Below are 23,404 nucleotides of genomic sequence, written 5' to 3' on the forward strand. Positions count from 1 at the left end.
CGTATGGCCTGGCGGAGCCGACCACACTTTCCCGGGGTTGGTCGAAAAACTTTTGCTCGTTCCTCGCAAAACTTTTTGGCCCAACCCCGGGAAAGTGCGGTAGCCCTGCGGGCAGGCCATACGGGGAGGACGGAAAAGCCCAAAAGCAGGGCGCTGCGCGCCTGAAGGGCCTGGCGCTGCGCGCCATGCGGAGCCGTGCGCTGATACCCAAGTCCGGTACACGGCAACGCAAGACCGCGCGACCGCCGCTTCGAATACTCGGGGACCATGACCACACACCCCCTCGACCCCTTGACCGCGCCCGAGATCGCTCGGGTGCGCGCGGTGCTCGTCGCCGCCGGGCGGGTCGGTGCCACGACCCGGTTCCCGAGCGTGCTGCCGGTCGAACCGCCCAAGGACGCCGTGCGGCTGGGGTTGCCGGTGCCGCGGCGGGTGCGGGCGGTGCTGTTGGACACCGCCACCGGGGCGGTCGCCGAGGCCGTGGTGGACGTGACGGCGGGGGTGGAGGAGTCCTACCGGCCGCTGGACCCGGAGAAGCACGGGCAGCCGGCCGTGCTGTTCGAGGAGTACGACCGCAGCGCCGAGCTGGTCCGCGCCGACTCGCGGTGGCAGGCCGCGATGCGGCGGCGCGGGATCGAGGACTGGTCGTTGGCGTTCGTCGCGCCGCTGTCGCCCGGGTACTTCGACGAGCCGCTGCTGCGCGGGCGGCGGGTTCTCCGGGCGTTGACGTTCCTGCGCGACCACGTGGACGACAGCCCGTGGGCGCACCCCGTCGAGGGGCTGCTGTGCGAGGTCGACCTGATCGCGGGCGAGGTGCTCGCGGTGACCGACTCCGGTGACGTGCCGGTGCCCGTCGAGCACGGCAACTACACCGGCGTGGAGCCGCGCACGACGCTCAAGCCGATCTCCATCACCCAGCCCGAGGGCGTGAGCTTCACCGTCTCCGGCAGCGAGGTCACCTGGGAGGGCTGGACGTTCCGGATCGGGTTCAACGCCCGGGAAGGCCTGACGCTGCACCGGATCGCGTTCGGCGGCGACCCCGTGGTGTACCGGGCGTCGGTGGCCGAGATGGTCGTCCCGTACGGCGACCCCGAGCCGTGGCGCAACTGGATCAGCTACTTCGACGCGGGCGAGTACCTGCTGGGCAAGAACGCCAACTCGCTGCGGCTGGGCTGCGACTGCCTGGGCGTGATCCACTACTTCGACGCCGTCCTGGCCGACGACCACGGCCACCCGCTGTCCATCCCGCAGGCCATCTGCATGCACGAGGAGGACTACGGGGTGCTGTGGAAGCACACCAACATCCTCACCGGGGCGTCGGACGTGCGGCGGTCGCGGCGGCTGGTGGTGTCGTTCTTCAGCACGATCGGCAACTACGACTACGGCTTCTTCTGGTACTTCTACCTCGACGGGACGATCGAGCTGGAGGCCAAGGCCACCGGCGTCGTGTTCTGCGGGGCGGGCTCGGCCGGGCCGTTCGGGGAGCTGGTCGCGCCCGGTCTCGTGGCTCCCGTGCACCAGCACCTGTTCTGCGCGCGGCTGGACACCGAGGTCGCCGGTCCGCGCAACACCGTCGAGGAGGTCGACTTCGTCGGCGTCCCGACCGGCCCGGACAACCCGCGCGGCAACGCCTTCACCACCGAGACCACCGTCCTGGACCGCGAGTCCGCGGCGGCCCGCCTGGCCGACCCGCTGCGCGGCCGGACGTGGCTGGTGCGCGGCACGGCGGAGAACCGCCTCGGTCAGCGCCGCTCCTACCAGTTGGTGCCGAGGCCCGGTCCGGTGCTGCTGGCCCAGCCGGACGCCACGGTCGCGGCGCGGGCGGCGTTCGCGGCCAAGCACCTGTGGGTGACGCGGTTCCACGAGGACGAGCGCTACCCGGCGGGGGAGTACCCGAACCAGCACCCGGGCGGCGCGGGCCTGCCCCTGTGGAGCGCCCAGGACCGGCCGCTGGTGGACGAGGACGTGGTGCTCTGGCACGTGTTCGGTCCGACCCACCTGCCGCGGCCGGAGGACTGGCCGGTGATGCCGGTGGACTACAGCGGCTTCCTGTTCCGCCCGGTGGGCTTCCACGACCGCAACCCGACCCTGGACGTGCCCGACCTGTCCGGGTGCGCCCACTGCCCGCCGGGGGCGTGCCACTGCGGCCACTGACGGGTGCGGCCACTGACGGGTGCGGCTGTTGACGGGTGCGGCCGTTGACGGCTGTTCGGTAACGACCACTGTTCGGCGGACCGGACATGGAGGAGGATTCGCCCACTCGCTGCCGGAAAGGTGGTTCAGATGGGCACTGCGTTGACGAGTGTCGGACTCCCCGTCGCGCTCGCGGTGGTGATGTTCGGACTGGGGCTGTCGCTCACCGTCGCCGACTTCGCCCGCGTGCTGCGCGAACCGCGGGCCGTCGCGGTGGCGTTGGCGACCCAGTTGGTGCTGCTGCCGGCGCTGTGCTTCGGGTTGGTGTCGGTGTTCGACCTGGACCCGGTGCTCGCGGTCGGGATGCTGCTGCTCGCGGCCTCGCCCGGCGGCACCACGGCCAACCTGTTCAGCCACCTGTTCCGCGGCGACGTGGCGCTCAACATCACGCTCACCGCGGTCAACTCGGTGCTCGCCGTGCTGACCCTGCCGGTCGTGGTGAACCTGGCGCTGGCGGTGTACGCGCCGGCGGTCGGCGACGGTTCGGTGGGGCTGGAGTTCGGCAAGGTCGCGCAGGTGTTCGCGATCGTGCTGGTCCCCGTCGTGCTGGGCATGCTGGTGCGCCGCTGGTCACCCGCGTTCGCCGACCGCGCCGACCGGCCGGTGCGGATCGTGTCGGCCGTGGTGCTGGTAGCGGTGATCGCGGGCGCGCTGCTGGCCGAGCGGGAGAACCTGGGCGGCTACCTGGCCGACGTGGGCCTGATCGCGGCGCTGTTCTGCGCGGGCAGCCTGACCGCGGGGTACCTCCTGCCGCGGTTGGCCCGGGTGTCCTACCGGCAGGCGGTGGCGTCGGCGTTCGAGGTCGGCATCCACAACAGCACGCTGGCGATCACCATCGCGGTGACCGTGATGGGCAGCGAGCGGCTGGCCGTGCCGGCGGCGGTGTACGGGGTGATCATGTTCCCGATCGCGGCCGTGGCGGGTTGGCTGTTCACCCGGGCGCACGCCCCGGCACCCGCGAAAGATGCGGGTTCCGTGTCCTGATGGCAGATTCGTCGTTGCCGGACAAGGGATTGGGGTTCCACGGTGACGAAGTCTGTGGCGGTGCTGGGCACGGGGATCATGGGCGCGGGCATGGCGCGCAGCCTCCTGCGGGCGGGGCTGGACGTGGCGGTGTGGAACCGCAGCGCCGACAAGGCCCGGCCGCTGGGGGAGGAGGGCGCGCGGGTCGCCGACACGCCGGCGGAGGCGGTGGCGGGCGCGGACGTCGTGCTGACCGTGCTGTTCGACGCCGACTCGACCGCCGAGGTGGTGCGCGGGCTGGACCTGGCCGGCGCGGTGTGGGTGCAGTCGGGCACGGTGGGGCTGGAGGGCACCGAGCGGTTGGTGGAGCTGGCCGGCTCGACGCCGTTCGTGGACGCGCCCGTGCTCGGCACCCGCAAGCCCGCCGAGGAGGGCAAGCTGACCGTGCTGGCGGCCGGGCCGCGGGAGGTGCGCGACCGGGTCGCGCCGGTGTTCGAGGCGATCGGGTCGCGGACGGTGTGGGCGGGGGAGCGGCCCGGCGACGGCCACCGGCTCAAGCTGGCGGCCAACTCGTGGGTCCTGTCGATCACGGCGGCGACCGCGCAGGCCGTGGCGTTGACGCGCGGGTTGGGGTTGGCGCCGGAGGCGTTCCTGGACGTCATCGCGGGCGGTCCGACCGACAGCGGGTACGCGCAGGCGAAGGGTCGGGCGATGATCGCCGGCGACTTCACGCCGTCGTTCGGGATCGGCGGCGCGGTCAAGGACGCGGACCTGATCATGGAGGCCATGCGGGCGGCGGGCACCGACGACCGGCTGATGCGGGCGCTGCACGAGCAGTACCGCGTCGCCGCCGACCACCGGGGCGCCGAGGACATGGCCGCCGTGGTCCGCGCGTTCGGCACCTGATCGCGGGCGGCGGCGGCGCGGGCGGTTAACCTTCCCCGGTGACGGAAGACCGCCGGTTGCCACCCGCCCTCGCCGCCGTGGCGGAGTGCGCCTTCGACTACGACGACGGCATCGACTTCGAGCCGTACACCGAGTTCTCCTCCGTCGAGGACACCCGGTCGTGGATCCGGTCGTGGACCGGCAACCAGGAGCTGGACGGGTCCGAGTTCCGCGTGTTCGGGCAGGACGGCACCGGCGGCCTGGCCATGTTCTGGACGGTTCGCGAGGGTGCCGACCTGGTCGACCAGCCGGTGGTGTTCTTCGGGTCCGAGGGCGCGGTGGGCGTCGTCGCGCGGGACCTGGCCGCGTTCCTGTGGTTGCTGGCCGACGGGCTCGGGCCGATGGAGGTCGTCGAGCACGCCGACGCCGACCCGAACCCGAACGAGGAACTGCGGGACGTCGCGGAGAAGTTCGCGGCCGACCGCCGGCAGTCCGGGGTGGACGTGCTGGCCGACGTGCGCCGCGAGTTCCCGGACTTCGAGGCCACCGTCACCGCGTGGTGCCGGTAGGCGGGACGAGCACGACCTTCCCGGTGACCGTGCCGGACTCGGCGAGCGCGACCGCGCGGGCGACGTCGTCCAGCGGCACGCGCGCCGCGACCCGGGCGCGCAGCTTCCCCCGCGCCAGCAGGCCGAACACCTCGGTGAGGTCACGCCGCAGGGCCGCGCGGAAGGCGGCCTGGCGGCGCTTGCCCGCCCAGATGTTGAAGAACGTGGCGCGGTGGCCGTTGGGCAGGGCGTTCCACAGGAGCAGGCGGGCGAACAGCTTGAGCACCGGCAGGCGTGCCGAGCCCGGTTCGTCGCGGGTGGACGCCGTGCCGTAGGCGACGAGCGTGCCGCGCGGGGCGAGCAGCCGGAAGGAGTCGACGATGCCGGGCCCGCCGACGTGGTCGAACACCGCGTCCACGCCGTGGGGCGCGAGGTCTTCGATGCGCGCGGCGAGGTCGGGCGCGCGGTAGTCGACCGGGATCGCGCCGAGGTCGCGGACGGCGTCGTGGTGGCGGGGCGAGGCGGTGCCGATGACGGTGGCCCCGGCCAGGCGCGCGAGCTGGACGAGGGTCGAGCCGACGCCGACGTTCGCGCCGTGGACGAGGACGGTCTGGTCGGGGCGGACGCGGGCGACGTGGTGCAGCATCCGCCAGGCCGTGATCCCGTTGACCACGAACGCTTCGGCCTCGGCCGGGTCGACGCCGTCGGGGACGGGCACGAGGTCGGCGGCGTCGAGCAGCACGTGGTCCGCCCAACCGCCGACCTTGGTCAAGGCGGCGAACCGGCCGCCGGCGAGGTGTCCGGCGCCGGCCCCGGTCCGGACGACGGTGCCGACCAGATCGTACCCGGGCACGAACGGGAACGGCGGCTGGTCGTAGTACTTGCCCCGCCGCATCTGCTGCTCGGCGAACGACACCCCGCTCGCCTCGACCCGCACCACGACCTGCCCGGCGGCGGGGGAGGGCAGGTCGCGGTGGCGCAACTCCAGCCCGTCCGGTTCGACGGCTCCGGGCAGAACGACTTCAAGGGCACGCATCAGCTCTCCTAGTGTGTGGTCAGTCAATCACACTTCCCGCCGTGGCCGGGCGCAAGCGACCGGTTGAGGGGAAGGTATGAGTGATTGAACACTCACAGCCTGACGCGAGTCAAGCGATGGGGTCAGGCGGGCTGGTGGTCTGGGTTCGGGGAGGCCGCGGGTGTCGGGTGAGCGGCTGCTCGGCGGGCCTTGGCGAAGTGGATCACGATGCTCAGCGTGGCCGCCAGGAAGACCACCTGCATGAGCGTCCGAGGCAGCAGCGCATCCCCGAACGACGGCGAGATCCCCTTCATCGCCGCATACACATTCGCCGGGAACATCCCCACCAGCATCGCCGTCAGCCCGGCCGCCGCCCACAACGCGGTCCGTCGCCACAGGACCCCCACCGCCCCGGCCAACTCCAACACCCCGGTCACCGTCACCATCAACCCGGGCGCGGGAACCACCGGCGGCACCATCGCGATCAGCTGCTCCCGCATCCCGATGAAGTGCGCCAACCCGGTCGCCACGAACATCGCCGCCACCCCGCACTGCACCGCGAACGGCCAGGCGGGCACCCGCAGCCACCCCACCGCGCGCAAGCCGGCAAGCACGGCGGTAACCAGCACAAGGATCACGAACGGGGCCATGACGAACTCCTCCGACGTCCGGGCAACACGAACTAGACACTGACAAGATTGCCGCCGGCCAGCGAACTTGTCAATGTCTAGATCCGCTACGCTGCCCACGTGACCACGGACCGCCCCTACCACCACGGCGACCTCCGCCGCGCCGTCCTCGACGCCGCCCTCGACGTGATCGCCGAACACGGCCCCGCCGGCATCGGGCTGCGCGACCTCGCCCGTCGGGTCGGCGTCTCCCACGCCGGACCGGTCCACCACTTCAAGGACAAGGCCGGCCTGCTCACCGCCATCGCCGCCGAGGGCTTCACCCTCCTCGCCGACCGGCTGGAGGAGACCAAGGCCTCCGGCGGCGACTTCGTGGACCTCGGCACGACCTACGTGCGCTTCGCCATCGAGCACCGCGCGCACTTCGAGGTGATGTTCCGCCCCGACCTCTACCACGCCGACGACCCGACGGTCACCGCGGCGAACACGCGCGCCGGGGACGCGTTGCGGCACGGCGCCTCGGGCCACCCCGACCCGGAGACGGCGCTGGTCGCGGCCTGGTCGTTCGTGCACGGCTTCGCGACCCTGTGGAACACCGGCGCGCTCGACCGGCCCGGTGTCGAGCCGGTCGAGCTGGCCGGGTCGGTCGCCCGGTCGCTCTTCCGGACGACCCGTCAGGCGCCCACGTAGTCCGCCAGGTGCTCGCCGGTCAGCGTCGCGCGCCCGGCGACCAGCTCCGCCGGCGTCCCCTCGAACACGACCTTCCCGCCGTCGTGGCCCGCGCCCGGACCGAGGTCGATGATCCAGTCGGCGTGCGCCATGACCGCCTGGTGGTGCTCGATGACGATGACCGACTTGCCCGCGTCCACCAACCGGTCCAGCAGTGCCAGCAGCTGCTCGACGTCGGCCAGGTGCAGGCCGGTCGTCGGCTCGTCCAGGACGTAGACGCCGCCCTTGTCGCCCAGGTGCGTGGCCAGCTTGAGCCGCTGCCGCTCACCGCCGGACAGCGTGGTCAGCGGCTGCCCCAGCGACAGGTACCCGAGCCCGACGTCGGCCAGCCGCCGCAGGACCGCGTGCGCCGCCGGGGTCTGCGCCTCGCCGGACCCGAAGAACTCCTCCGCCTCGGTCACCGACATCGCCAGCACCTCGCTGATGTCGCGCCCGCCCAGGTGGTACCGCAGCACCGACGCCTGGAAGCGCTTGCCCTCGCACTCCTCGCACGTCACCGCGACCCCGGCCATGATCCCCAGGTCGGTGTAGGTGACGCCGGCGCCGTTGCAGGTCGGGCACGCGCCCTCGGAGTTGGCGCTGAACAGGGCCGGCTTCACGCCGTTGGCCTTGGCGAACGCCTTCCGGATCGGCTCCAGCAGCCCGGTGTAGGTGGCGGGGTTGCTGCGCCGCGAGCCGCGGATCGGGGTCTGGTCCACCGACACCACGCCGTGCCCGGCCGGGATCGACCCGTGCACCAGCGAACTCTTGCCCGAGCCCGCCACTCCGGTCACCACGACGAGCACGCCCAGCGGGATGTCGACGTCCACGTCGCGCAGGTTGTGCCGGGTCGCGCCGCGGATCTCCAGCACGCCGGTGCGCTCCCGGACGGTGTCCTTGAGCTTGGCGCGGTCGTCCAGGTGCCGGCCGGTGATGGTGTCGCTGGCCCGCAGGCCCTCCACGGTGCCCTCGAAGCACACCGTGCCGCCCGCCGCGCCCGCGCCCGGCCCGAGGTCCACGACGTGGTCGGCGATCGCGATGGCGTCCGGCTTGTGCTCCACGACCAGCACGGTGTTGCCCTTGTCCCGCAGGCGCAGCAGCAGGTCGTTCATCCGCTGGATGTCGTGCGGGTGCAGGCCGATGGTCGGCTCGTCGAACACGTAGGTGACGTCGGTGAGCGACGACCCGAGGTGCCGGATCATCTTGACCCGCTGCGCCTCGCCGCCCGACAGCGTCCCCGCCGGCCGGTCCAGCGACAGGTAGCCCAGCCCGATCTCGGCGAACGAGTCGAGCGTGTGCCGCAGCGCCGCCAGCAGCGGAGCGACCGACGGCTCGGACAGCCCGTTGACCCACTTGGCCAGGTCGGTGATCTGCATGGCGCACGCGTCGGCGATGCTGATCCCGGCGATCTTGGACCCGCGGGCGGCCTCGCTCAGCCGCGTGCCGTCGCACTCGGGGCAGGTGGCGAAGGTGATGGCCCGGTCCACGAACGCGCGGATGTGGGACTGCATCGCCTCCTTGTCCTTGGCCAGCATCGACTTCTGGATCTTGGGGATCAGGCCCTCGTAGGTCAGGTTGATCCCGTCGACCTTGATCTTCGTGGGCTCCTTGTAGAGCAGGTCGTGCAGTTCGCGCTTGGTGTACTTGCGGATCGGCTTGTCCGGGTCGAAGAACCCGCAGCCGCGGAAGATGCGGCCGTACCAGCCGTCCATGCTGTAGCCGGGGATGGTCAGCGCGCCGTCGTTGAGCGACTTGGTGTCGTCGTAGAGCGCGGTCAGGTCGAAGTCGGTGACCGACCCCATGCCCTCGCAGCGCGGGCACATGCCGCCCAGCCGGGAGAACGTCGCCTTCTCCGCCTTGGTCTTCGCGCCGCGCTCGACCGTGATCGCGCCGCTGCCCTTCACCGACGCGACGTTGAACGAGTACGCGGCGGGCGAGCCGATGTGCGGCTTGGCCAGCCGGCTGAACAGGATGCGCAGCATGGCGTTGGCGTCGGTGGCGGTGCCGACGGTGGAGCGCGGGTCGGCCCCCAGCCGCTGCTGGTCCACGATGATCGCGGTGGTCAGGCCGTCGAGCACGTCCACCTCGGGCCGCGCGAGCGTCGGCATGAACGTCTGCACGAACGTGCTGTAGGTCTCGTTGATCAGCCGCTGCGACTCGGCGGCGATGGTGTCGAAGACCAGCGAGGACTTGCCCGAGCCGGAGACGCCGGTGAACACGGTCAGCCGGCGCTTGGGGATCTCCAGGCTCACGTCCTTGAGGTTGTTCACACGCGCGCCGTGCACGCGGATCAGGTCGTGCCCGTCGGCGGGGTGCGGCGTGGTCTTCCCCTTGGACTTGCTCATCGTCTCTCCATCTGCTCCGGCTCGCGTCAAGCTCGCGGACGCCAGGCTATATATGCGCAGATGGCGACGCTTCTCGAATCCTGACCGGCTCGGACCCCGGCCGGCTCGGACCCGGGCCGGTCAGCCCAGTTCGGCGCGCACGAGCGGCAACACCTCGGTGCCGAGCAGTTCGATGGCCTCCATGACCAGCTTGTGCGGCACGCCCGACCAGTCCATCTGCATGGCGTACCGGTTCGCGCCGACCAGCCTGCCGACGGTGATCAGCCGCTCGGCGACCTCCTGCGGGCTGCCCGCGAAGATGGACCGCGCGCCGGCGGTCCACGCGTCGTACTCGGCCCGCGACGGCACGGCCCAGCCGCGCGCCCGCGCCCCGTACTTCATGGTCTCCAGCCAGTACGGGTAGAAGGAGTCCTTGGCGTCCTGCGAGCGGCGCGCGATCAGCCCGATGGCGCTCATGGTGACTTCGAGGTCGGTGTGGCCACCGGCCTCGCCCGCCCGGCGGTAGAGGTCCACCAGCGGCGCGAACCGCTCGGGCTCACCGCCGATGACCGCGTACACCACGGGCAGCCCGAGCAGGCCGGCGCGCACCGACGACTCGGGGTTGCCGCCGGTGCCGACGGAGATCCGCAGCCGCTCGCCGTACGGGCGCGGGAAGACGTGGGCGTTCTCCAGGGGCGCGCGGAAACGGCCCGCCCAGGTGATCGGGTTCTCCCGGTCCAGCCGGAGCAGGAGGGCGAGCTTCTCCTCGTACAGCTCGTCGTAGTCCTCCAGGTTCGCGCCGAACAGCGGGAAGGACTCGGTGAACGACCCGCGCCCGGCGAGCAGTTCGGCGCGGCCCCGGCTGAGCTGGTCGAGGGTGGTGAACTGCTGGTAGACCCGCACCGGGTCCTCGGTGCTGAGCACGGTGACCGCGCTGCTGAGCGTGATGTCGGAGGTCACGCTCGCGGCGGCGGCCAGGACCGTGCCGGGGTTGGAGATGGCGTACTGCTCCAGGTGGTGCTCGCCCAGGCCGTAGAAGCCCAGGCCCAGCTCGTCGGCGAGCTTGATCCGCTCCAGTTGGTGGGCCAGGGCGTCGGCGACGGGCACCTGCGTGCCGGTGGCCGGGTCCGGGTTGCGGTCGGCGAAGCTGTAGACCCCGAGCTGCATGCTGGTTGACACGGGAACATTCTATCACCGGATAGTTGAGAGTTCAGCTAAGACGCCTCTCAGGAACCGTACGCTAGCGTATGGCCAGTTTCCGTACGGTGGCGTACGGAATGGTTCTGTGAGGTGTGGCATGACGGTGTTGGCCCTGGTCACGGCGCTGGTGCTGGTCGCGGTCGGCGTTCTGCACGTGCTGTGGATGTTCTCCACGTGGCCGTTGAAGACGCGGGAGGAGTTCGCCGCGCGGGTGGTGAACGTGCCGGTGGAGCGGTTGCCGTCCGCGCCGTTGACCGGCGCCGTGGCCGCCGCTCTCGGGCTGGCGGCCTACCTGGTCGCCGGGCGGGCGGGCCTGCTGGGCGTGCCGGGGCCGGGGTGGGTGCCGGTGGTCGGCACGGTCGTGGTGGCGGCGGTGTTGCTGCTGCGCGGCGCGGCCGGGTTGGTGTCGTCGTTGCGCGAGGACAGCGCGTACGCCCGGCTCGACGTCCGCGTCTACTCGCCGCTGTGCCTGGCTTTGGCCGCTTCCACCGCGCTGGTCGCCGTCAGCGGCTAGGGTCGCCCGCGTGGTGGAGCTGCGACCCGCGACGGCCTCGGACGCGCCCGCGGTGGCCGGCATCTGGCACCGCGGGTGGGCCGACGGGCACCTGGGCCACGTGCCGGACGAGCTGGTGGCGGCGCGCACCGAGCAGTCGTTCGCCGACCGCGCCGCAGCCCTGGTGGACCGCACCGTCGTGGCCACTGTGGACGGTGCGGTGGCCGGTTTCGCGATGGTGCACGGGGACGAGGTCGAGCAGGTCTACGTGTCCGCCGACCACCGGGGCGGCGGCGTGGCCCACGTGCTCCTGGCCGAGGCCGAACGCCTGGTGTCCGCCCACCACGACACGGCGTGGCTCGCCGTGGTCGCCGGCAACACCCGCGCCCGCCGCTTCTACGAGCGCCGGGGCTGGACCGACGAGGGCCCGTTCACCCACCGGGCCCCGGGCGGCGTCGACGTCCCCGCCCACCGCTACGTCAAGCGGCTGCGCCCGACGCCGTGAGCAGGAACGCCGGCGACGACCAGTAGTCGAACAGGGGCGTCAACCGGACGTCGGTGAACCCGGCCCGCCCGACCTGCGCGGCCCACGAGGTGGCCGGCTGCTCCCAGGTGGACCTCTTGGCCCCGGGCAACAACTGCCCGGTCAACACCGGCATCAGGAAACCCTGGGCCACCAGCTCGCGGTCGTCGCCGTACTCGGCCAGCCCCCGCTCGTAGGTCTCGGCGAGGAAGGCCAACCGCTCCTCGTCGTCGAGGTCCGGGACGTCGAACTCCACCACCGCCAACGCCTTCACCCGAGGCGCGAGCCCCTTCAACACCCCGTCCCGCTCCTCGTGCGGCAGGGCGTGCAGGGCGAACGTCGACTGCGCCAGGTCGAACTCGGCCCGCTCGCGCTCCAGGAACTCCTGGACGCCGAGGTTCCGAGCCTCCACCGAGACGTTCTTGACGCCTTGAAGCCCCCGAACCGCCCCGCTCAACAGGGCCTCCGACGGCTCGACCAAGGTGACCTGCCGAGGCAGCTCGCGAGCAGCGTGCAGCGAGGGCACCAACGCCCGCCCGTCCCCGCAACCCACGTCGAGCAACCGAACGGGCCGCTCCTCGTCGTAGACCCGGCCCAGCGCCCGACCGACCGCTTTGTAGAGGCCGACGTTGCCGCCGCCGTCGATGAACGCCTTGAACGCGGCGGGCTGGTCGTACACGGTGCCGTCGGCATCACTGGCGAGGTAGGCCGCCAGGGCCCGATCCAACTCCCCCTGCCCTCCGGCAGCCACCTCCCGCGCCCGCTCCCGTTCCCCCCGGGTCAGCGCGCGCAACGCGTCGATGATCGTCACGCGTCCAGCTTGACACGCACACCCGAACTTGTCGTACCCAAGTGAGACAATGGAACCGGGGGCCGGAGGCCACACCCGCGCAACAGGACCACTGCCATCACCAAGCCACCACCGGCCGCCCCACCGCGCACCCCCACCCACCGCCGCCACCCACCCACCGCCGCCACCCACCCGCCGCGCAAACCCGCCCGCCGCCCGCCCGCCCGCCGCGCAAACCCGCCCGCCGCCCGCCGCCGCCCGCCCGCCCGCCGCCCGCCCGCCGCGCAAACCCGCCCGCCGCCCGCCCAGCCCGCGCCGCACGATCCCACCCGCCGCCGCGACCCGCGCGAGCCCGCCCGCCCCCGCATTCGGCGCGAACCAGCCGGCCGAGCCCGCGCGAGCCCCACCACCCCCGGCAGGACCCGCGCGAGCCCGTCACCAGCCCAACCCCCTCACCACCCGCTCAACCCGGCCCCGTACGGGTACAACGGACTCCCATACCCCGTGGGCACCGACCGCCCGGCCTCGATGTGCCCCCGGATCTCCGCCCGCTGCCCCGCCGTGGCCCCGAGGTCGTACGGCAGGTCCCAGTGCTCGACGGTGTCGGCCGGAACATCCGTCCCACCCGGCCGCAGAACATCCGACAACGCCCGCGGCAACTGCCAAGGCAACTTCCCGCTCGGCGCGTAATCCCCGAACAACAGCGAAGCGGTCGCCGGCCCCATCTCCTCACCACCCCGGTACGGCACCACGATCGCACTCGCCAACTCGTGCCACTCGGTGATCACATAAGGCCGCGGCATCACCAGCACGACGACCACCGGCACCCCCTGCGCCCGGAACCCCCGGATCAGCGCCAACTGGTCCGCCGGCAGGTAAGGCTGCTCCTTCACCCAATCGGTCGCGTGCGTGTACGACGCCTCCCCGACCGCCACCACCGCCAACTTCGGTGAAGGCCCGCTGTCCCGGTACACGTTCACCCCGACCCGGGCCGCCCGCGACCGCACCGCGTCCAGGATCGTCTGCGACCCGTACTCCTGGTGGAAGTAGCTGGTCCAGATGCAGCACCCGGCGGTGTCCGCCGCCCGCGGCCCGGCGACCACGACGTTGTCCCCGGCGTTCAGCCGCACCGGCAGCACCCCGTCGTTGCGCAGCACCGTCATCGCCTCGCGCGACGCCTGGTTCGCCAGCGCCGCGTACTCCGGCTTGTGGAACCGGTACGGCCCGTTCACCGGGTCCCCGTACGGGTTCTCGAAGATCCCGAGCTTGAACTTCAGCCGCAGCACCCGCCGCACGGCATCGTCGATCCGCGCCGCCGGCACCTCGGCGGTGAACCGCGCCAGCGAGAACCCGGCCGCGCCGGGGTCCGCCCCGCCCAGCACGTCCGACCCGGCGTTCGCCGCGCCGATCCACGACCCCGACGGCAGCCAGTCGGTCGTGATCAGCCCGGTGTACCCGAGGTTCTGCCGCAGGTAGGCCAGGATCTTCGCGCTGTCGCCCGCGCCCGGACCGCCCGGGTCCAGCAGCGAACTGCCCGCGTACCCGGGCATGATGTTCACCGCGCCGGCCTCCATCGCCGCCCGGAACGGCAGCAGGTGGTACTTGATCGTCACCTCGTCGAACACGATCAGCGCCTCGCCGCCCGCGCCCTCGCCGGGCCAGTGCTTCACCGTCGCCAGCACCGACGCCGGGTTCAGCTCCGGACCGCCCTGCAACCCGGCGACCAGCGCCCGCACCTGCGCCGCCGCCACGTCGGCGTTCTCGCCGTTGCCCTCCTGGATGCGCGGGTAGATCACCTTCGTGCCGACCTCGGCCAACGGCCCGAGCACGCCGCGCGTCCCGACCTCCAGCTGCTCGCGGCGCTGCATGTCGCCCAACCGGTAGTCCAGCGGGTAGTTCCTGGCCGCCGCCAGCGCGCTCTGCAACGGGTAGGTGGTCTTGTACCCGGCGATGGTGTCGCCCGCCGACACGAACGGGATGCCCAGCCTGGTCCCCGACGACGCCAGCAGCGCGTTGTGCAGGTCCTGCGCCTCGGCGGGCCCGAAGTGCCACCCCGCCCCGGGGAACGCCTGCGCGTTGTAGAACAGCTGGAAGGCCTTCTCCTCGGCCGTCATGCGCCCGAGCAGGTCCTCCACCCGCGCCTCGACCGGCCGCCGCCAGTCCTCGTACGGCTCGATCGCGCCGTTCTTGTTCAGGTCACGGCTGCCGTTGACGATCCGGATGCCGTCCTCGACCGTGGACAGTTGCGGCAGGTACAAGCTGAACGTGCGGATCACGGACGCCTGTGTGCCGCCGGACCCGTCCACGGCCACGACGAACCACTTGTAGGTCCACCGGTCGGCGATGTCCCAGGTCGGGGTATAAGTGGTGCCAGTGGGTTCCGCGACCTTCGTGTAGAGGTCGATCAGGTTGCCCGACGCGGTGAAGTCGTAGTCGGTGCGGCTGAGGTTGAGCCACACCTGGTACCGCGTCGCGCCCGGCACCGCGGCCCACGAGAACGCCGGGCGGCGCGTCGAGGTGACCATGGCGTTGTCGGCCGGGGCGGTCAGCGTGAACCGGCCGGTGCCGGCGGGGGCCTTGGTCGGCGGCGACAGCAGCGGGGGAGTGGTGGCAGAGGTGTCCACCGTGCCGAAGACCTGCAACTCCCACAACGAGATCCCGTACCCGGTCGCCCGCGTGACGCCGAACAGCCGGAGGTAACGGCCCGTGCCCTGGACGGTCAGCCGTTCCGTGCCGCCCCTCGCCGTGGTCGTGCTGTAGGCCGTGGTCCAGGTGGTGCCGTCACCGCTCAGCTCGACCCGGTAGGCCGACGCGTACGCGCCCTCCCACACCAGCACCACCTCGCGGACCGTCGCGACACCGCCGAAGTCCACCCGCAGCCACTGGTTGTCGGCGAACTGGCTGGACCAGCGGGTCGTGGTCCGGCCGTCCAGCGCGGCGGCGGGGGCGTTGCCGCCCTCCCACGTCGACGCGGTGACCTGCTTGTACCGCGAGATCGGGGTGCCGGCGTCCGGCGTGGTGGTCCCGTAGACGCGGAATTCCCACAGCGAGTAACCCCAACCGGTGGCCCGCGTGGTGCCGACCAGGCGGACGTGCCGGCCGGCGCCCGACACGGCGACGTCCTGGCTGCCGCCCGTGCCGCCGGTCGTCGTGTGGATGGTGGTCCACGTGGCCGCGTCCGGCGAGATCTCGATCCGGAACGCGCTGGCGTAAGCGCTCTCCCACTGCAACGCCACGCGGCTGAGCACGGCCGGCGCGCCGAGGTCCACCTGCAACCACTGGGGATCGCTGAACGCGCTGGACCACCGCGTCCCGGTGTTGCCGTCGGTGGCCGCGGACGCGGGCGTGCCGGCGTTCTCCACGGATGACGCCGTGGTCGGTTTCCCTTGCGAGAGCAGCGCTTCCGCCTGCGCCCGCGCGCCGGTGGCGGTGCACAGCGTGGTGAGCAGGAGTGCGGCGAGGAGAGCGGTCAGGAGTGATCTCGGGCGCGCGGCCATGGCGACTCCAGGCGGGACGGGCGGATGGGAGAGCGCTCCCACTCAGCGAACCGCCGTCCACCCGGCCCCGTCAAGGTCGCGCGGAACCGGTTTCGGGACGGCGTGGACGCTGTCCCGGCCCGGGTCGCCGGTTACCGCAATTCGGCGCTCCCCGCACTCCTCGGGGCGCGGGGCGCGGACCAGCGCGAATCCCGGTAAGCCCTCACCCGCACGGCGGCGCCGCACGGCCGTACGGCCGACGCCGGGGTGGGACGTGCGGGCGCGGACGGATGGCGCAATTCCTTGTAGGACAACGGTTTTCCGGCAGTAGGCCGGTAACGGGGGCCGGGCGGCGGCCGATGGGCGGCGTGGAACAGCCGGGGGAATCCCGGCGGGAAGGCGGGAAACCATGGCGCTGTCCGGTGCGGCCCGGCGCGGGACCACGTGGCTGCCGGTCCTGCTGCTGCTGACCGCCCTCCTGGTCGGGCACCCCGCGCCGGCCGTGGCCGCGCCGGCGGTCGCGTTCACCGACGTCCCGGGCGGCGCGGTGGTCGGCACGAGCTACGAGTTCGGCGGCACGGCGGACGCGACCGCGGTCGAGGTCTCCACCGACGGCGGCGCGCGCTGGCACTCCGCGCCGCTGCGCGCGGGGGAGTGGCGGCACGCGTTCACCCCGACCGCGTCCGGCCCGGCCGAACTGCGCGTCCGCGCCTACGACGCCACCGGCGCCGTCTCCACCGCCTCGGCGACCGCCGCCGTCGCCCCGCGCGCGTGCCCGTGCGGCCTGTGGACCGACGCGGACCGGCCGCGCGTCCCGGACGTGTCCGACGGCGCGGCCGTGGAGCTGGGCGTGCGGTGGCGGGCCGCGTCGGACGGTTACGTGCGCGGCGTCCGCTTCTACAAGGGCGTCGACAACACCGGCACCCACACCGGCAGCCTGTGGACGGCGTCGGGCGGCCTGCTCGCGACCGGCACGTTCCGCGACGAGACCGCCGAAGGCTGGCAGACGCTCGTGTTCGCGCAGCCGGTCGCCGTCCCGGCGGACACCACGCACGTCGTGTCCTACCTGTCGCCCACCGGCCACTTCTCCGCCGACACCGACTACTTCACCGACTCCGCGCGCCACCTCGAACCGCTGACCGGCCCGCGCGGCGGCGTGGAGGGCGCCAACGGCGTGTTCCGCACCGGTCCCGGCTTCCCGAGCCGGGGCTCGCGCAACACGAACTACTGGGTGGACGTCCTGTGGGCGCCCGAGCCCGGCGCGGACACCCGCGCCCCCGAGGCGACCACGACCGACCCGGCCGCCGGCGCCGGCAGCGTCCCGCTCGGCCAGGTCGTCAGCGCCACGTTCGACGAGGTCGTGGACCCGGCCACGGCGACGGTGACCGTGACCGGCCCGACCGGCGCCGTGCCCGGCACCACCTCCGTCACCGGCACGACCGTCCGCTTCGTCCCCGCGACCGCCCTGGCCCCGGGCGCCGCCTACACCGCCACGGCCCACGCCGTCGACGCCTCCGGCAACCAGGCCCCGCCGCACAACTGGGTGTTCACCACGGGCCGCCCGCGCGCGGCGACGTGCCCGTGCACCGTGTGGGACGACTTCGCCCGCCCCGCCGAACCCGCCACCGCCGACACCGCTCCGGTCGAGCTGGGCGCCAAGGTCCGGTTCGCCGGCCGGGGCGAGGTGCTGGGCGTGCGCTTCTACAAGGGGCCGGGCAACACCGGCACGCACACCGGTTCGTTCTGGTCGTCCACGGGCCTGTTGCTGGCGACCGGCACTTTCACCGACGAGACGACGACCGGGTGGCAGACGCTGACGTTCCTGAACCCGGTGAGCGTGCAGGCGAACACCACCTACGTCGTGTCGTACTTCGCGCCGAACGGCCGCTACGCCGTCACGCCCGACTTCTTCGCCCGGGAAGCCGGTTACGGCCCGATCCGCGCCCTGTCGTACGGGACGGACGGCCCCAACGGCGTGTACCGGTACGGCGGCGGTTTCCCGTCGGACACCTACCACCGCTCGAACTACTGGGTGGACGTGGTCTACCGCAACGGCCTCAACGGCGACACCACCGCGCCCGTCCTGGAGTCCCGCGCGCCCGAGTCCGCGACCGTCCCGCAGTCCGGCGTGGTTTCCCTGACCTACAACGAACCCATGGACCCGGCGTCCCCACGGGTGTGGCTGACCGACCCGGCCGGCGCGACCCTGCACGGCACGACGACCCTGTCGGACGACCAGAGGACCATAACGTGGCGTCCGACGGCACTCCTGTCGCCAGGCACCCGCTACACCGTCACCGCCATCGCCGCCGACGTGAACGGCAACGCCTCGCCCACGACCACGTGGTCCATCAATACCGACTCGACGCCCGTGTGCCCGTGCTCGCTCTTCAGCGCGGCCACGGTTCCCACGGTCACTTCGGCCGCCGACAACGGTTCTTATGAGCTGGGTGTCCGGCTCAAGGTCGCGTACAACGGTCACATCACCGGCGTGAAGTTCTACAAGGGTGCCGGGAACACGGGCACACACACCGGTTCGCTGTGGTCGTCGTCCGGCGCCCTCCTGGCCACTGGCACGTTCACCGACGAGACCGCGGCCGGTTGGCAGACGCTTTCCTTCGCCACCCCCGTCCCGGTCCGAGCCGGCACCACGTATGTCGCCTCGTACACCGCGCCCCACGGGCACTACTCGGTGGACCACGAGTACTTCCAGTCCCAGGCCGTGACATCGCTGCCGCTGACCGCGCCGCGCAACGCGTGGGACACGCCGAACGGCGTCTACGCGGTGGGCGGCGGCTTCCCGACCACGGTGCACCAGGGCAACAACTACTGGGTGGACGTGACCTACACGTTCAGCGGCGACCGGACCGCGCCGAGCGTCCAGGGCCACACCCCGCTGTCGGAGGCCCAGGAGGTGGACCCGTCGGCCCCGCTGACCGCCACCTACGACGAGCCGATGGACACGAGCGCGACGACCTTCACCGTGCTGGACGCCGCCGGAACGCCCGTCCCCGGCACCCTGACCCGCACGCCGGACGGTCACACGGTGGTCTGGACCCCCACGGCTCCTCTGGCCGGGAACACCAGACACACCGCCACCGCCGCCGCCCACGACGAGACCGGCAACCCGGCGCCGACGTTGACCTGGACCTTCACCACCGCGTCGAGCTAGGCCCCGCCTGGCCGGGTCCGGGTCGGCTCGGCGTTGGTCGGCACCAGTGTCGACAGCGCCGCCACCCCGAGCCCGGCCAGGCTCAACGCCACCCCGACCCACGCCGTGGCGGTGTACCCCCAGCCCCACGCGATCGCCAGACCGCCCAACCAGGCCCCGGCCCCGTTCGCGATGTTCAGCGCCGAGTGGTTGGAGGAGGAGGCCAGCGAGGGCGCGTCGGGCGAGGCGTCCATCAACCGCACCTGCAACGCCGACGCCAGCACCTGCGTCACGAACCCGAGGAGCAGCACCGTCCCGAACGCCGCCGCGGGCACGTGCGCGGTCAGCCCGAACAGCCCCAGCACCGCCGTCACCGCGATCAACGAGCCGAACACCGACCCGGACACCGAGCGGTCCACGAACCGGCCGCCCAGCGTCGCGCCGAGCGTCATGCCCAGGCCGAACGCGGCGAGCACCCACGGCACCGCCGCGTCCGGCAGCCCGGCGACCTCGGTGGTGAGGGGGGAGATGTACGAATAGACGGCGAACATGCCGCCGAACCCGATCATGCCCGTGACCAGCGTGAACCACACCTGGGGACGTCGGAACGCCCGCAGTTCCGCTCGGATGGTCGCATCATGTGGCGCGGGCATGTGCGGCAACCACTTGGCCAGGGCGAGGGCCGTGACGGCTGCGATCACCGCGACCGCGAGGTACGCCGCGCGCCACCCGATCTGTTGCCCGGCGGCGGTGGCCAGCGGCACGCCGACCAGGTTCGCCACCGTCAGGCCGACCATCACGCGGGCGACGGCGGTGCCCCGCCGCTCCGGCGGGACGAGCGCCGCGGCCACCACGGCGGCGATGCCGAAGTACGCGCCGTGCGGCAGCCCGGCGACGAACCGGGCGACCAGCAGGGCCGTCGTCGAGGGTGCGAGCGCCGACAGGGCGTTGCCGACGGCCAGGGCGATGGTGAGCCCGATGAGCAGGCCCTTGCGGGGCAGGCGGGCGGCCAGGCCGGCGATCAGCGGCGCGCCGACGACGACGCCGAGCGCGTACAGGCTGATGGCGTGGCCGGCGGTGGGGATGGAGATGTCGAAGGTGTCCGCCACCTGCGGCAGCAGGCCCATCGTGGCGAACTCGGTGGTGCCGATGCCGAAGCCGCCGAGCGCCAACGCGCCCATCGCGGCGGTGGTGCCCCTGGTGCGGGCGGGCGGCGTCGCCGTGACCGTCATCGCGGTTGCGCTCCTCGTCAGGTGTCCCGCGTCCACGCTGACCGCGACCGGTGGTTGGCTGCTGAAACGATTCTATCGGCCGTTCGGGCGCGTCCCGACGTGCGGTCACTCACAGCCGCGTGCCCGTCAATCCACGCTTGGAGCGGGCGAGGGCAATAGGGTTTGCGCCGTGCCCATCGCATTCGACACGACCGGCTTCCGGCAGCACGACCAGAGCACGTGGTTCCACCCGGCGACGGGGGACCAGGTGAGCCTGACGTACTTCGACGTGGTGCCGGACCTGCCCGCGCCGTTGGAGGACCCGGCGCGGTTGCGGCACGACCTGGCCGTGATGACCGGTGAGGTGGGGTGCCTGGTGGAGGCGCACGTCGTGCCGCTGGGCGGGGTGCCGGCGGTGTTCCAGGTGGTGAAGGTTCCGCTGCCGAACCAGCCGACCGGTCAGGTCTTCATCGCGTCCCTGACCGTGCCGCGGGCGACGTGCAGCGCCGTGTTGAAGTTGCGGGCCGCAGAGCGGGGCGTGACCGGAACCCGCGAGGCCGTCCTGATGGCCCGCCTGGGCTTCGACCGCTGGGTGCAACCACATCCCTACGCACCGCAGTCGCAAGGCCGCCTCCCGTACCACGCCGGCGACGACCCCCGCTGGGACGCGGAGTTCCCGGACCACCCGCTGACCCGGGTCCGGGCGTGGGCGCACCACATCATCCGCACCGCCCAGGTGGACCCCCGCTTCGCCGCCCTACCCCCCTTCCACCCGGCCCCGCCCGCCGCTCCCGCTCCGCCCGCCGCTCCCACTCCTCCATCGGCGGAAGCCCCCACGGCCCGAACCTCGGAAGGCCCGACGAGGGTGATCACAACCCGCCCGGCCGAGTCCCCGACGGTGCACCTCAAGGACGCTCCAGTCGGCTCCGCCCCGGCCGGCTCGGCCCCAGCCGCGACCGCCCCGGCCGGCTCCGACCCGGCTGGCTCCGGCCCAGTCGGCTCCGGCCCAGTCGGCTCCGGCCCGGCCGGCTCCGCCCCGGCCGGTTTCGCGCCCTCCGGCCCGGACGCGCGCCCGGCGACCCCGGTGCCCACCGCGGACCAGTCCGTCACCACGGTGCTCTCCAAGCCGGTCCCCGCCGTCGGGTCCACCATCACCACCGTCGTGCCCGGCATCCCGATGGCCGGCTACCTGCCGCTGTGGATCGACGGCGAGTGCACGTTCTGGCGGATGCCCGACCCGAACGCGGTGCTGGGCAGGCTGGGCCACGGCGTCCTCGCCCGGACCCCGTTGGCGGAGAACAGGTTCCGCGACGTCGTGGGCCTGGACCGGGAGTCCGGGACGCTGACCCTGTTCTCGCGGTTCCGCGGTGAGGACGGCGGTGTCCCGGCGGAGATCGTCCGGCTGGAGCCGGTCGGCGGGCAGGAGGCGCACGAGGCGTTGACGGCGGAGACGTTGGCCGAGGCGTTCAGGTGGGTCGGCCGGGTGAACGCGGCGGCGGCGGAGCGCGGCGAGTACGTGGCTGTCGAGCGGGCGGCGAACACGGACGTCCTCAGTGAGCCGTACGTCCTCATGGTGGTCCAGGAGTTCGAGGGCCGGCGCATCTCGGTGGTGCAGACCGCGCCCGTGCCGGGTCCGGAAGTGCCGGTCTGGCAAGGGAACCCGTCGATGAACAGCCCTGCGTCCCCCGAAACGATCGAGGCCGGCGGTCTGCTGGCGATGTACGCGATGGACCACTGGGGCGTGCACCCCCTGCACCTGTCCCTGACCTTCGGCCCGACCCCCAAACTGGTCTGCGATTAGCCCCCTCGCCAACGGGGGAACGTGGCCGAACCGGGCCTTGATCGCCGGGGACTCCGCAGTGCGCGCCGTGGTCGCGGGCTCGTGCGTCCCGACGGATACTGGGCCGAGGACGGCGAGGGGAGTGGTCTGGCGTGGCCGGCTCGGTCAAGCGGGTGACGATGGCGATCGTCGGCGCGGTGGTGCTGCTGGTCGGCCTCGCGTTGCTGGTCCTGCCCGGTCCCGGCCTGCTGCTGGTGCTCGCCGGTCTGCTCGTCCTGGCGGCCGAGTTCCCCGCGTTGGAGCGTTACGTCGATCCCGTCCGCGACCGGGCGATGAAGACCGCCGAGGAGAGCGTCTCGTCGCCGTGGCGGATCGTCGCGACCGTCCTGGGTGGCGCGGTGCTGGTCGGGCTGGGCGTGCTCTGGGGAGTGCGCGACGACCTGCCGCTGGGTGGCTGGAGCACCGGGTCGAGCCTGATCCTCTCCGGGGTGGTCATCTGGGGCCTGGTGGTGTGGAGCTACCTCCGGGTCAGAGCCAATCGCGGCGCTTGAACAACGCGTAGAGCCAGCCGGAGAGCAACACGATCGCCGCGGTGGACACCCAGAACCCCCACGACTGCTCCGACCCCGGGTACGGCACGTTCTGGCCGTAGAAGCCGGTGATGGCGGTCGGGACGGCGATGATCGCGGCCCACCCGGTGACCTTCTTCATGATCAGGTTCAGCCGGTTGCCCTGGATGTTGAGCTGGGTCTCGCGGATCGTGGCGACCATCTCGCGCAGGGACTCGGTCCACTCCGACGCGCGCAGCACGTGGTCGTAGACGTCCTGGTAGTACGGGAACATCGACTCGTCCACCACCGAGTGGTCGCGGCGCATGAGGGCGTTGACGACCTCGCGCATCGGCAGCACGACCCGGCGCAGCGTCACCAGGGACTTGCGCAGGGCCAGGGCGCGGCGCTGCACCTCGCGCTCGTTCGGGTGGTCGGCGAAGACCAGGTCCTCCAGCGCCTCGATCTGCTCGTCCAGCGCCTGCACGGCCTCGAAGTGGCTGTCCACGACGCTGTCGAGCAGGCCGTGGGCGAGGTACCCGACGCCGTTGCCGGCCAGGTGCGCCGACCGGTCCCAGCGGGCGGTGAGGGCGTCCACGTCGAAGCTGTCGTCGGGCCGCACGGTCACCAGCGCGCGTTCGGTGAGGAACGCCGCCAGCTCCGAGGTGACCAGCCGCCCGGACCGCTCGTCCAGCCGGACGGCGTAGGCGGACAGGAAGCAGTGGGTGTCGTATTCGTGCAGCTTGGGGCGTTCGTGCGGGTGGAGGGCGTCCTCGACGGCGAGTTCGTGCAGGTCCAGCTCGTCGGCGAGGGCGGCCAGCTCGCGCTGCGACGGGCCGGCCAGGTCCAGCCACACGACCGCGTCCGGGTCCCGCAGGTGGGCGGCGGACTCGGTGATCGGGAAGTCCTCGGCGGTCAGGACGCCGTGGCGGTACAGGCGGGTGCGTGCCATGCGTCCCACGGTAGC

General features: G+C 72.5%; 18 protein-coding genes. 10 read left to right on the forward strand and 8 right to left on the reverse strand.

Translation table 11 applies throughout. The features are described from left to right. Positions 1-267 precede the first annotated feature (267 nt). The 4 genes from ABD126_RS35020 (at position 268) to ABD126_RS35035 (ending at position 4,610) form a co-directional block, all read left to right on the forward strand. Positions 268-2,154 carry a primary-amine oxidase gene (locus tag ABD126_RS35020; protein WP_343939237.1) on the forward strand — a complete coding sequence of 629 codons (1,887 nt, stop codon included), beginning with the start codon at positions 268-270 and terminating at the stop codon, positions 2,152-2,154. A gap of 129 nt (positions 2,155-2,283) precedes the next feature. After that, positions 2,284-3,177, forward strand: coding sequence for a bile acid:sodium symporter family protein (locus tag ABD126_RS35025; protein ID WP_343939239.1), 894 nt, complete (start codon positions 2,284-2,286; stop codon positions 3,175-3,177). Between the two features lie 42 nt (positions 3,178-3,219). After that, positions 3,220-4,062: an NAD(P)-dependent oxidoreductase gene (locus ABD126_RS35030; RefSeq protein WP_343939241.1), complete on the forward strand. Its 843-nt coding sequence runs from the start codon at positions 3,220-3,222 to the stop codon at positions 4,060-4,062. 38 nt (positions 4,063-4,100) lie between these two features. Next, the gene (locus ABD126_RS35035) at positions 4,101-4,610 is read left to right on the forward strand and encodes an SMI1/KNR4 family protein (protein WP_343939243.1); all 510 of its coding nucleotides are present in this window, start codon (positions 4,101-4,103) and stop codon (positions 4,608-4,610) included. Here the strand turns inward: ABD126_RS35035 and ABD126_RS35040 are convergent. Both ABD126_RS35040 and ABD126_RS35045 read right to left on the reverse strand, forming a co-directional pair. Further along, positions 4,591-5,625 (reverse strand): medium chain dehydrogenase/reductase family protein, encoded by a 1,035-nt coding sequence (locus tag ABD126_RS35040; protein ID WP_343939245.1) that lies wholly within the window; start codon positions 5,623-5,625, stop codon positions 4,591-4,593. The two genes, ABD126_RS35035 and ABD126_RS35040, sit on opposite strands and share 20 nt — an antisense overlap. Positions 5,626-5,747: 122 nt before the next feature. Next, positions 5,748-6,254, reverse strand: coding sequence for a DoxX family protein (locus tag ABD126_RS35045; RefSeq protein ID WP_343939247.1), 507 nt, complete (start codon positions 6,252-6,254; stop codon positions 5,748-5,750). A 99-nt stretch (positions 6,255-6,353) separates the two neighbouring features. Here ABD126_RS35045 and ABD126_RS35050 point away from each other — a divergent pair, with 99 nt between their 5' ends. Further along, positions 6,354-6,923: a TetR/AcrR family transcriptional regulator gene (locus ABD126_RS35050; RefSeq protein ID WP_343939249.1), complete on the forward strand. Its 570-nt coding sequence runs from the start codon at positions 6,354-6,356 to the stop codon at positions 6,921-6,923. On the opposite strand, the gene ABD126_RS35055 is transcribed toward ABD126_RS35050, so the two are convergent. Both ABD126_RS35055 and ABD126_RS35060 read right to left on the reverse strand, forming a co-directional pair. After that, positions 6,908-9,286 (reverse strand): ATP-binding cassette domain-containing protein, encoded by a 2,379-nt coding sequence (locus tag ABD126_RS35055; protein ID WP_343939251.1) that lies wholly within the window; start codon positions 9,284-9,286, stop codon positions 6,908-6,910. The genes ABD126_RS35050 and ABD126_RS35055 overlap by 16 nt on opposite strands. A gap of 120 nt (positions 9,287-9,406) precedes the next feature. Continuing rightward, positions 9,407-10,432 (reverse strand): LLM class flavin-dependent oxidoreductase, encoded by a 1,026-nt coding sequence (locus ABD126_RS35060; protein WP_343939400.1) that lies wholly within the window; start codon positions 10,430-10,432, stop codon positions 9,407-9,409. Positions 10,433-10,562: 130 nt separating this feature from the next. Here ABD126_RS35060 and ABD126_RS35065 point away from each other — a divergent pair, with 130 nt between their 5' ends. Both ABD126_RS35065 and ABD126_RS35070 read left to right on the forward strand, forming a co-directional pair. After that, positions 10,563-10,979, forward strand: a complete 417-nt coding sequence (locus ABD126_RS35065; RefSeq protein WP_343939253.1) for a DUF3995 domain-containing protein — start codon at positions 10,563-10,565, stop codon at positions 10,977-10,979. A gap of 10 nt (positions 10,980-10,989) precedes the next feature. After that, on the forward strand, positions 10,990-11,463 hold the full coding sequence (locus ABD126_RS35070; protein WP_343939255.1) for a GNAT family N-acetyltransferase: 474 nt from the start codon (positions 10,990-10,992) through the stop codon (positions 11,461-11,463). On the opposite strand, the gene ABD126_RS35075 is transcribed toward ABD126_RS35070, so the two are convergent. Then, positions 11,438-12,292 (reverse strand): class I SAM-dependent methyltransferase, encoded by an 855-nt coding sequence (locus ABD126_RS35075; RefSeq protein WP_343939257.1) that lies wholly within the window; start codon positions 12,290-12,292, stop codon positions 11,438-11,440. The genes ABD126_RS35070 and ABD126_RS35075 overlap by 26 nt on opposite strands. A gap of 431 nt (positions 12,293-12,723) precedes the next feature. Continuing rightward, the gene (locus ABD126_RS35080; RefSeq protein WP_343939259.1) at positions 12,724-15,768 is read right to left on the reverse strand and encodes a discoidin domain-containing protein; all 3,045 of its coding nucleotides are present in this window, start codon (positions 15,766-15,768) and stop codon (positions 12,724-12,726) included. Positions 15,769-16,156: 388 nt separating this feature from the next. Between ABD126_RS35080 and ABD126_RS35085 the strand changes: the two genes are divergently transcribed. Continuing rightward, complete coding sequence (locus ABD126_RS35085) at positions 16,157-18,919, forward strand: DUF4082 domain-containing protein (RefSeq protein ID WP_343939261.1); 2,763 nt, start codon at positions 16,157-16,159, stop codon at positions 18,917-18,919. Here the strand turns inward: ABD126_RS35085 and ABD126_RS35090 are convergent. Next, positions 18,916-20,130, reverse strand: coding sequence for an MFS transporter (locus tag ABD126_RS35090; protein WP_343939263.1), 1,215 nt, complete (start codon positions 20,128-20,130; stop codon positions 18,916-18,918). The two genes, ABD126_RS35085 and ABD126_RS35090, sit on opposite strands and share 4 nt — an antisense overlap. A gap of 169 nt (positions 20,131-20,299) precedes the next feature. On the opposite strand from ABD126_RS35090, the gene ABD126_RS35095 reads away from it, so the two are divergent. Both ABD126_RS35095 and ABD126_RS35100 read left to right on the forward strand, forming a co-directional pair. Further along, positions 20,300-21,910, forward strand: a complete 1,611-nt coding sequence (locus tag ABD126_RS35095; protein ID WP_343939265.1) for a hypothetical protein — start codon at positions 20,300-20,302, stop codon at positions 21,908-21,910. A gap of 158 nt (positions 21,911-22,068) precedes the next feature. After that, positions 22,069-22,440 carry a PGPGW domain-containing protein gene (locus tag ABD126_RS35100; RefSeq protein ID WP_343939402.1) on the forward strand — a complete coding sequence of 124 codons (372 nt, stop codon included), beginning with the start codon at positions 22,069-22,071 and terminating at the stop codon, positions 22,438-22,440. Here ABD126_RS35100 and ABD126_RS35105 read toward each other — a convergent pair. Then, the gene (locus tag ABD126_RS35105; RefSeq protein WP_343939267.1) at positions 22,418-23,389 is read right to left on the reverse strand and encodes a magnesium transporter CorA family protein; all 972 of its coding nucleotides are present in this window, start codon (positions 23,387-23,389) and stop codon (positions 22,418-22,420) included. The two genes, ABD126_RS35100 and ABD126_RS35105, sit on opposite strands and share 23 nt — an antisense overlap. Between the last annotated feature and the right edge of the window lie 15 nt (positions 23,390-23,404).

This window comes from Saccharothrix mutabilis subsp. mutabilis (genome assembly GCF_039521145.1).
Lineage (GTDB): Bacteria > Actinomycetota > Actinomycetes > Mycobacteriales > Pseudonocardiaceae > Actinosynnema > Actinosynnema mutabilis.